Raw genomic sequence first — 7,952 nt, 5'->3', positions numbered from 1 at the left:
GCTGGGCTTATAATCGCAATTCCTTCAGTCGTATTTTATAATTATTTCGTAAATACCGTAAATAAAAGAATATTATTTATGGAAAATCTATCAAACGAAATTTCCGATTTTTTTGATAATAAAAATTAACATTATCATTTCTTAATCAATCTTTCAAATATTTTAAATACTTCTGCCGCGATTATAACGATAAAAGACATTCCTATAATTTTTAACCAAGTATTAAAATTCAACGGAATAGTATTGAAAAATCCTCCCGCGTATTGAACGGCAAGAATCTGCAATATAAAAGTTGCGAGCATAGATAAAAGCATTAATTTATTGTCTAAAAAATGTTTAAATATGCTGTCGCGTCCCAATTCTCTGCTATTGAAAGAATTGAATATTTGAAACATAACGAACATAGCGAATAAAACCGTAGATTTTTCTTTATCATTTACTCCCAAAATATTTAATTTGCTTTGAATCATAAATAATATAATCATAATCGTTCCAGAATATATTATTTTTTTTAGCATAGTTTTTGTGACAATATTTGCGTTTCTTTTTGTCGGCTTTCTATTCATCAAATCGCCTCTTATAGGTTCGAGTCCCAAAGCTATAGCTGGCGGTCCGTCCATGATTATATTTATCCATAATAATTGTATCGCCGTGAAAGGAGCTTTAAGCCCAGACAATGTAGAAAGTAAAACTACAATAACCGAAGCGAAATTAACCGTAAGCTGAAATTGAATAAATCTTTGAAAGTTATCGTATATTCCTCTTCCCCATTGAACCGCTTTAACTATTGTGGCAAAAGAATCGTCAAGTAAAACTATATCGCTTGCCTCTTTTGAAACTTCCGTTCCCGTTATTCCCATCGCCACTCCGACATCCGCATTTTTTATCGCTGGAGCATCGTTTATTCCATCTCCCGTCACCGCGACTACATTTCCCATGCTTTTTATCATATTAACGACTCGCATTTTTATTGTAGGCGTGCTTCTCGCTATAACGGATATTTTATCGATATTATTTTTAAGTTCTTCATCGTTCATAGCTTCTATATTTTTCGCTTCAAAAATCAAACTATTTTCGTTCAGCATTTTTAATTCTCTTGCAATCGCTTTCGCCGTTACGATATTGTCTCCCGTGAGCATTTTTATATTTATTCCCGCGCTTCTGCATTGATTAACCGCGTCATAAACTTCTTTTCTCACTGGGTCCGATATTGCGACAAAACCGTCATATATCAAATCTCTTTCAAGTTCTTTTCTCTCGTTTTCAACCGAAGAGGAAACCGTTTTATGAGCGAAAGCGATAACTCTTTTTGCTTCGTCTTGAAATTTTTCAATCGCTTTTTCTATATCTTTTTTTTCTTCTTCGTTTATATCGCACATAGAAATTATTTTTTCGGGGCTTCCTTTTGTTAATACCAAATATTCTCCGTTAATTTCGGCAACCGTTGTCATATTTTTTGTTTCGGAAGAAAAAGGATATTCGAATATCGTTTTTGATTTTTCTCTTATTTCTTTATAATCAAAACCAGATTTTTTCGCTCCAACCAATAAAGCGCATTCCGTAGGATTTCCCAAAAATTTAATTTCATTTTCTTTATAATTAATATCAGCAGTGGAATTGATGCAAAAGTTTTCTATTATTTTTTCATTCTTTATATTTTCTGGTTCTATATATTCTCCGTTTAAATATAATTTATTTAAAGTCATTTTATTTTCGGTTAGAGTTCCCGTTTTATCGGAACATATAACATTTACGCTTCCTATAGTTTCGCAGGCAACCATTTTTTTTACTAAAGCGTTTTGTTTAGCCATTTTGATAATATTGATTGAAAGAGAGACGGCGACAATCGTTGGCAAACCTTCTGGAACGGAAGCCACAATTAAAACTATGCTCGTAATAAAAGCTTCGGATATATTTTGAAAATTAGCCTCGCCAATTCTGATAAAATTTACTACTTGAATGATAAAAACTATAGCAGCTGCAATTATTCCAATCAAAGCTATTTTTTTTCCCAACTCAGCAAGTTTCTCCTGCAACGGAGTCGAAGTTTTTTTAGTAGAAGATAATTCTCGAGCGATTTTCCCAAACTCCGTGCCATCGCCAACGGAAGTTATTACCATTTTTCCGTTTCCCGTTGTCACAAAAGAACCCGAATAAGCCATATTTATTCTTTCGGCTACTGGAGTTTTTTCATCGGTAAATATCGCATCGAAGTCTTTTTCAACCGCTTCGCTTTCTCCCGTAAGAGCAGATTCGTCTATACTCAAAGAAACGCTTTCAAGGAGTCTGCCGTCCGCTGGAAGTTTATTTCCAGTTTCGATAAAAGCTATATCTCCGACAAGCAAATCTTTTTGATTGATTATTTCCAAATTCCCGTTTCTTATAACTTTTACTCTTATATCTTCGTTTATGCTATTTAAAGCCTCGAATGCCTTTGCGCTTTTTCCTTCCATTACGATTGTGATAGTTACCGATAACGATATGGCGATAAATATTCCAACGCATTCCAAAATATCGAAATGTCCGCCGTTTAAATAATTAACCGTATTTACTCCAATAGCAATTAAGCCCGCGAATATAAGCATTAATATCATAGGTTCTGAAAGAGATTCCAATATTTTTCCAAATAATGAAATTCCTTTTTCTTTCGTGAAACTGTTTTTCCCGTATTTTTCCAAACTCAATTTTTTATCTTCTTCGGTAAGCCCGATTTTTGGATTAATATTAAGTTTGTTTAAAATATCTTCTTTTGTTCCTAAAAAATCGTTCATAAAATTTTCTCCATTTATTAAATTAAACTGTTTTATAAATAAAAAAGACTCAAAATATAAATAAGCCTGCAAATTTTGATTTACAAATTTATTTATACCCGAGTCTCATTAATTAAGGCTTGCCAAACCCTGCTTTTCAAGGGCTGCGATTGTTGACTTCGCCACGCAAATATGCGTCAACTACTCCCTCATTGAGTATTTTTTAATTTATGCAAAATTATATTATCTAATAAAATAATGTCAATAGATAAAATATAAAAAATTTAACTATTTTGTTAATAAATTTTATTTAAATATTATGTTTACTTGAACGAATTTTTTTATTGCTTTATTATTTCAATTATTGTATAATTTAAGTATTCAATAAATTCGTTTTATTTATTATCTAATAAAATACAACATTTAAAAAATAAAATAATTTATATAACAGGGGGTAGTTTTATGAAAAGGGTTGTTATATTAATAATGCTTTTAGTCGGAGATTTCAGTTTAGAAACGCATGTCGTTAATATCGGAGATTATTCTTCATCGGACGATTGGGCAGTTCTTATAGGAAATGTCGCCAAACATTATAATCAGGATTTTTGGCTCATAAAAGATATTTTCGATATTTGTTTGCAATATAATGTCGACCCGCTTTTAATGATTTCGTTGATTAAAATTGAAAGCGATTTTAATCCTACGGCACTATCGAGAAAAAACGCTTTCGGATATTGTCAAATAACTCCGATTGCAAATAGAGATGTTGACCCGAAATTAAGCAGATATGATAAAAGAGAAAATATAATTCTCGGCGTCAGATTTATCAATAAACTTCTTGGATTATTTGAAGACAATATTGAAAATGCTCTCAGATATTATAACGCAGGACATGATTATGATAAAAAAGGCGAACTTTACGCGAAAAATATTAAGAAAGAATATAGAATGTTGAATTTGCTTTATGTTAGAGACCAAATTTCTTATGGAAAAATATACAGAAAAGAGGTATTTTAAAAATATCTCTTTTCTTTTTTAATTTATACTTTTAATTATTTATCTTTTTAGATTAACGACAGTTGCAAGCAAATTGTCGCTCGTTTGAACGGCTTTTGAATTCATTTCGTATGCTCTTTGCGCCACAATCATATCAACCATTTCGTCAACCACTTTAACATTCGACATTTCCACAAAACCTTGATGAATTCTCGGAAAACCGTTAGCTCCCGCCTCGCCCTCGAAAGCCGGTCCGCTCGCTATAGTTTCTTTATATAAATTGTCGCCTATTGAAAGAAGCCCCGCCTGATTTATAAATCTATGCAAGGTTATATTTCCCAATTCCACTGGTTCGTTTTCGTCTCCAATCGTAACGGAAACTACGCCTTCTCTCGATATATTGATTTTTTCAAGCAGGAAATTTTGAGGAAAAATTATTTCTGGAACTAATCTATAACCGTTTGATGTTACAAGCTGTCCGTTTGAATCGACTTTAAATGAACCGTCTCTCGTATATGAAACCGTTCCGTCTGGCATCAATACTTGAAAGAAACCTTCTCCTTCCAAAGCGACATCCAATTTATTTCCCGTTGCCTGAAGCGAACCCTGGTCGAACATTTTTTGAGTTGCGGCGCTTTTAACTCCGAGTCCCGTTTGAAGTCCTACGGGAGTTACCGTATCTTCGGTTGCGGGAGTTCCCTGCATTTTTAAATTTTGATATATTAAATCTTCAAAGTCCGCTCTAACTTTTTTGAATCCTATTGTATTGACATTTGCAAGGTTGTTGGCGATTGTGTCGGTTTTGAATTGCATGCCGTTCATACCGCTTGCCGCTGTCCATAAAGAACGAATCATATTATTACTCCATAATTTTCATTTTTTAAATTTTCGGTAAATTAAAAATTCGCTTTATTAATTATTTCAATTATTTTTTACTCTTCAAAGTTGCATTTTTTTCTCTTAAATTTCAATTTTATCAACTCTATAATTTAGAATTTTACTTTCTCATATATTTTTTATCAATCACTTCATCGTGACAGCAATTTCCGCTCGACAAATCGGAATGACGAACAAACTCCACATGTTTTGTTAAATTAGAATAAGCAGTTTCATCCGTCATGCAGAATATTTTACACAAACTGCGTATGCCATAATGCTCAAACATTTCAACATACATACATTTTGAAATGCAGTATTCAATCTTGCCGTCAGATACCTTGAAATAATCGTATGCAATACTGCAGTCCTTCACTCTGTTTTTGTGGTCTGAAACATTCCATTTCTTTGCAATTGCATAGGCAAAAGGCAGACTGTCTATAATCTTTTCCAACAAAATAAACGCTTTTCTCAGCTTCGCAAATCCGCTGTTTACAATATCTATAATTTCGTTATCAGAATAATCGTTCTGCTTCAATTCCAAGCACATAGCAATAACGGCATAGATTTTTGCAACATCCATTGTGGGATAAATATTATGCACTGTATATGTTTGCGAATTATACATCTGCTGTAACCTATTCTCGAAAGACTTGACTTTTATATCAATATTTGCGAATTTGTTTACCTCTAAAGCAGTTCTATAGACTTTTGAATATTTCTTCACGTTTTTTTCCATAATGCTTTTTCCTCCAACTTCCGATTTGTTAATTTCTATTATACATTATATCAGCAAAATCGTATATCTATTTTATGTCTATGTTTTTGCCCCTTACGGGGAATTAGTTTATATATTTAATACGGATAAAAGCGGACATTTTTTAGTTGATTTTTTGCCATAATTTACTTATAGCTTCCTCTATTGTAAAAAGTGGAAGTTACTACTCTCACCTTTATACTTATACTTATCTCATTAGCTCTACAAACTGGAAGTTATAAACGCCTTTGCAAATATATCATATCTATTAACTGTACTCCGCCCTCATAGATTGGGTTGTTATAATTGTCTGTAAAGAAATTTGGAATCTTGTGAGAACGAACAAATCCACATTTTTCATAAAATGGTATTGTCAGTGGACTATCACCAGTTCCAACTTGCAAAATAGAATATTCTTTTGCATATTTATTGGCAAGAAAATCAATCAGCATTTTGCCATATCCCATTCCATGATATTTCGGATCAACTGCAATATTCTTAATTTCAAGTATTCCGTTACCTTCAGCGGTGACAACACATTCAGCTTTTACATCATTGTCTTCAAGCACATACATAGTTCCTTTTTCAAGATAGCGATCAACCATGCTCTCCTGTTCATCTGCTAATAACAATAATGATATAAACTGCTTTTTATTCTCATTCACTTCTCGAATTTTCATATCCATTGCTTCGTTAAACTGGAAGTTATAGATGTGCTATTGCTCTTAATCTCCGATAATCAGCAATCCATTCCTTTCCATTCCATAGACTCTCTCTTGTTAATCCTTCTACCTTTTTTATAACCGTATCTTGCATATCATCAGACATCACCGATAATTCAGAAGCAAAAAACTGTTTTATCCAATTAGCCAATCCTTGTTCAGCGTTCTTTAATGGTGTCGGTCTGTCATAATCATAAACCTTATAAATTACAACCCCCTTTTTTTCTAACAATTTACCAAAGCTTTCAGATGTTGGAAAATTGAATTTAGGTGCATACTCATATCCTAAGCCACTGTAAACTTTCACAAATGCATTTTCAATAGTTGAAATATTACCATTTGCCCCAAACTCGCATACCAATAATCCATGTGATTTCAATACTTTTTTAACATTACTTAACAGTGCATCATGATCACTTATCCAATGAAATACCGCATTGGAAAAAACAACATCAAATTCATTCTCAAAAGGTAAATCAAGTGCATCGCATACCATAAATTCTATATTGCCAAACTGTTTTTTTGCCTTATCAATCATATTTTCGGAACTATCAACGCCTATAACTTTGCTTCCATAATCCCTTAATTGCGCAGTCAACACACCTGTTCCGCATCCTAAATCTAATATAGTCTGTTCTTTATTATCAGGAATAAACTCTAACAATCCTTTTCCATATTCAGCTACAAAGTCGTGTTTATTATCATATAATTGTGAATTCCACTCCATTCTTAATTCCTCCATCAAATTCCGATTTGTTAATTTCTATTATATATTATATCAGCAAAATCGTATATCTATTTTATGTCTTATGTTTTCGTCCCATTACTGGAAATTAATCCATATATTAACATACTTATTATAAAATCTCAATCTCCAAAAACTGACTATGGCGAATATTAAAGAAGTTGAAACCACTTTATTCGGACTGTTTATACTAATACGAATAGTTAATTATTTCTTACTCTTCAAAGTTGCAATAACTACCTCTGGATAAGCAAATAATCTAAACGGAAGCAAAACTACTCCAACTCCTGAAGAAACATATATTTTTGTTTTATCGCTTTTCATGTTTCCATAAATAGTCGTTAAAGGATAATCTCTATTTTTATTTAATCTTTCTATCAAAGGCATAGGAACAAAACTTATTTGCATGCCATGAGTATGTCCGCAAACGAAAAAATCTATCAATTCGTTATAGCCTTCTTTTTTTGCAATAGCCAAAGGTGCGGCGGGTTCATGCGACAATAATATATTAAAATCGTTTGTTTTGACATTTTTTGTAGCCAAATCGAACTTCACATCGTCCGTCATAAAATCTCCGACTCCGCCAATTGAAATATATTCTCCGATTTCGTTGGTTATAAATATTATATTATTATCGAGCATTTTAAAATTATTTGAATATAAAGCGTTTGAAATATCAATTTTGCTTTCATAATTATCATGATTTCCCATAACGGCGTATTTTCCGAGCGGGGCTTCCAAAGTTTTTATTCCTTCGTTAAGTTTATGAATATTTTTTTTATTATGATATTTAAACCATCGAGGCGCGCTGTAAATATAATCTCCAATAAATAATATAATATCGGGATTATTAGCCATTATCATATCGGACATTTTTTGTATATAGGATGTCGGAATATAAAGTCCAGAGTGAATATCGGAAGCCAAAGCAACTTTTATATTGTCAAAACTTTTCGGCAAATCTTCAAATTCCAAATCAATATATCGAACTCTCAACGCTCTTGAAGTCTTAAACATATATAAAGAAAAAAACAAAGCAAATATAAAAAATATAATTATAAGAAAAACAATTATTTTAGATTTTTTTAGTTTATTCAATAATATAG

7 protein-coding genes and 1 pseudogene are annotated in these 7,952 nt (G+C 32.1%); 2 read left to right on the top strand and 6 right to left on the bottom strand.

Annotated elements, in window-relative coordinates; genetic code table 11:
- Positions 1-129 (top strand): annotated as a pseudogene (locus tag ACR0QS_RS08695) (MotA/TolQ/ExbB proton channel family protein); the annotation flags it as partial.
- A gap of 5 nt (positions 130-134) precedes the next feature.
- Here ACR0QS_RS08695 and ACR0QS_RS08690 read toward each other — a convergent pair.
- Positions 135-2,771, bottom strand: coding sequence for a calcium-translocating P-type ATPase, PMCA-type (locus ACR0QS_RS08690; protein ID WP_432633047.1), 2,637 nt, complete (start codon positions 2,769-2,771; stop codon positions 135-137).
- A 441-nt stretch (positions 2,772-3,212) separates the two neighbouring features.
- Here ACR0QS_RS08690 and ACR0QS_RS08685 point away from each other — a divergent pair, with 441 nt between their 5' ends.
- On the top strand, positions 3,213-3,767 hold the full coding sequence (locus tag ACR0QS_RS08685) for a lytic transglycosylase domain-containing protein (RefSeq protein ID WP_432633046.1): 555 nt from the start codon (positions 3,213-3,215) through the stop codon (positions 3,765-3,767).
- 39 nt (positions 3,768-3,806) lie between these two features.
- On the opposite strand, the gene flgG is transcribed toward ACR0QS_RS08685, so the two are convergent.
- The 5 genes from flgG to ACR0QS_RS08660 all read right to left on the bottom strand — a co-directional run bounded on the left by flgG (position 3,807) and on the right by ACR0QS_RS08660 (position 7,950).
- Positions 3,807-4,601 carry a flagellar basal-body rod protein FlgG gene (gene flgG / locus ACR0QS_RS08680; RefSeq protein WP_432633045.1) on the bottom strand — a complete coding sequence of 265 codons (795 nt, stop codon included), beginning with the start codon at positions 4,599-4,601 and terminating at the stop codon, positions 3,807-3,809.
- 142 nt (positions 4,602-4,743) lie between these two features.
- Complete coding sequence (locus tag ACR0QS_RS08675) at positions 4,744-5,172, bottom strand: L-2-amino-thiazoline-4-carboxylic acid hydrolase (RefSeq protein ID WP_432633044.1); 429 nt, start codon at positions 5,170-5,172, stop codon at positions 4,744-4,746.
- Positions 5,173-5,615: 443 nt separating this feature from the next.
- The gene (locus ACR0QS_RS08670) at positions 5,616-6,059 is read right to left on the bottom strand and encodes a GNAT family N-acetyltransferase (protein ID WP_432633043.1); all 444 of its coding nucleotides are present in this window, start codon (positions 6,057-6,059) and stop codon (positions 5,616-5,618) included.
- 25 nt (positions 6,060-6,084) lie between these two features.
- On the bottom strand, positions 6,085-6,828 hold the full coding sequence (locus tag ACR0QS_RS08665) for a class I SAM-dependent methyltransferase (RefSeq protein ID WP_432633042.1): 744 nt from the start codon (positions 6,826-6,828) through the stop codon (positions 6,085-6,087).
- Between the two features lie 225 nt (positions 6,829-7,053).
- Positions 7,054-7,950, bottom strand: a complete 897-nt coding sequence (locus ACR0QS_RS08660; RefSeq protein WP_432633041.1) for a metallophosphoesterase — start codon at positions 7,948-7,950, stop codon at positions 7,054-7,056.
- Positions 7,951-7,952 lie beyond the last annotated feature (2 nt).

Origin of the sequence: Brachyspira sp. (assembly GCF_050873525.1) — a bacterium.
In the GTDB taxonomy this organism is placed as follows: Bacteria; Spirochaetota; Brachyspiria; order Brachyspirales; family Brachyspiraceae; genus Brachyspira.
Note: the sequence above shows the minus strand (reverse complement) of the source record. Positions and strands in the feature narration are given on the sequence as shown.

What these genes read in the sequence shown, in the direction of transcription:
- ACR0QS_RS08670 (WP_432633043.1), bottom strand. Translation starts at nt 6,059, where the DNA reads ATGAAAATTCGAGAAGTGAATGAGAATAAAAAGCAGTTTATATCATTA.
- flgG (WP_432633045.1), bottom strand. Translation starts at nt 4,601, where the DNA reads ATGATTCGTTCTTTATGGACAGCGGCAAGCGGTATGAACGGCATGCAA.
- ACR0QS_RS08690 (WP_432633047.1), bottom strand. Translation starts at nt 2,771, where the DNA reads ATGAACGATTTTTTAGGAACAAAAGAAGATATTTTAAACAAACTTAAT.
- ACR0QS_RS08675 (WP_432633044.1), bottom strand. Translation starts at nt 5,172, where the DNA reads ATGTGCTTGGAATTGAAGCAGAACGATTATTCTGATAACGAAATTATA.
- ACR0QS_RS08685 (WP_432633046.1), top strand. Translation starts at nt 3,213, where the DNA reads ATGAAAAGGGTTGTTATATTAATAATGCTTTTAGTCGGAGATTTCAGT.
- ACR0QS_RS08665 (WP_432633042.1), bottom strand. Translation starts at nt 6,828, where the DNA reads ATGGAGTGGAATTCACAATTATATGATAATAAACACGACTTTGTAGCT.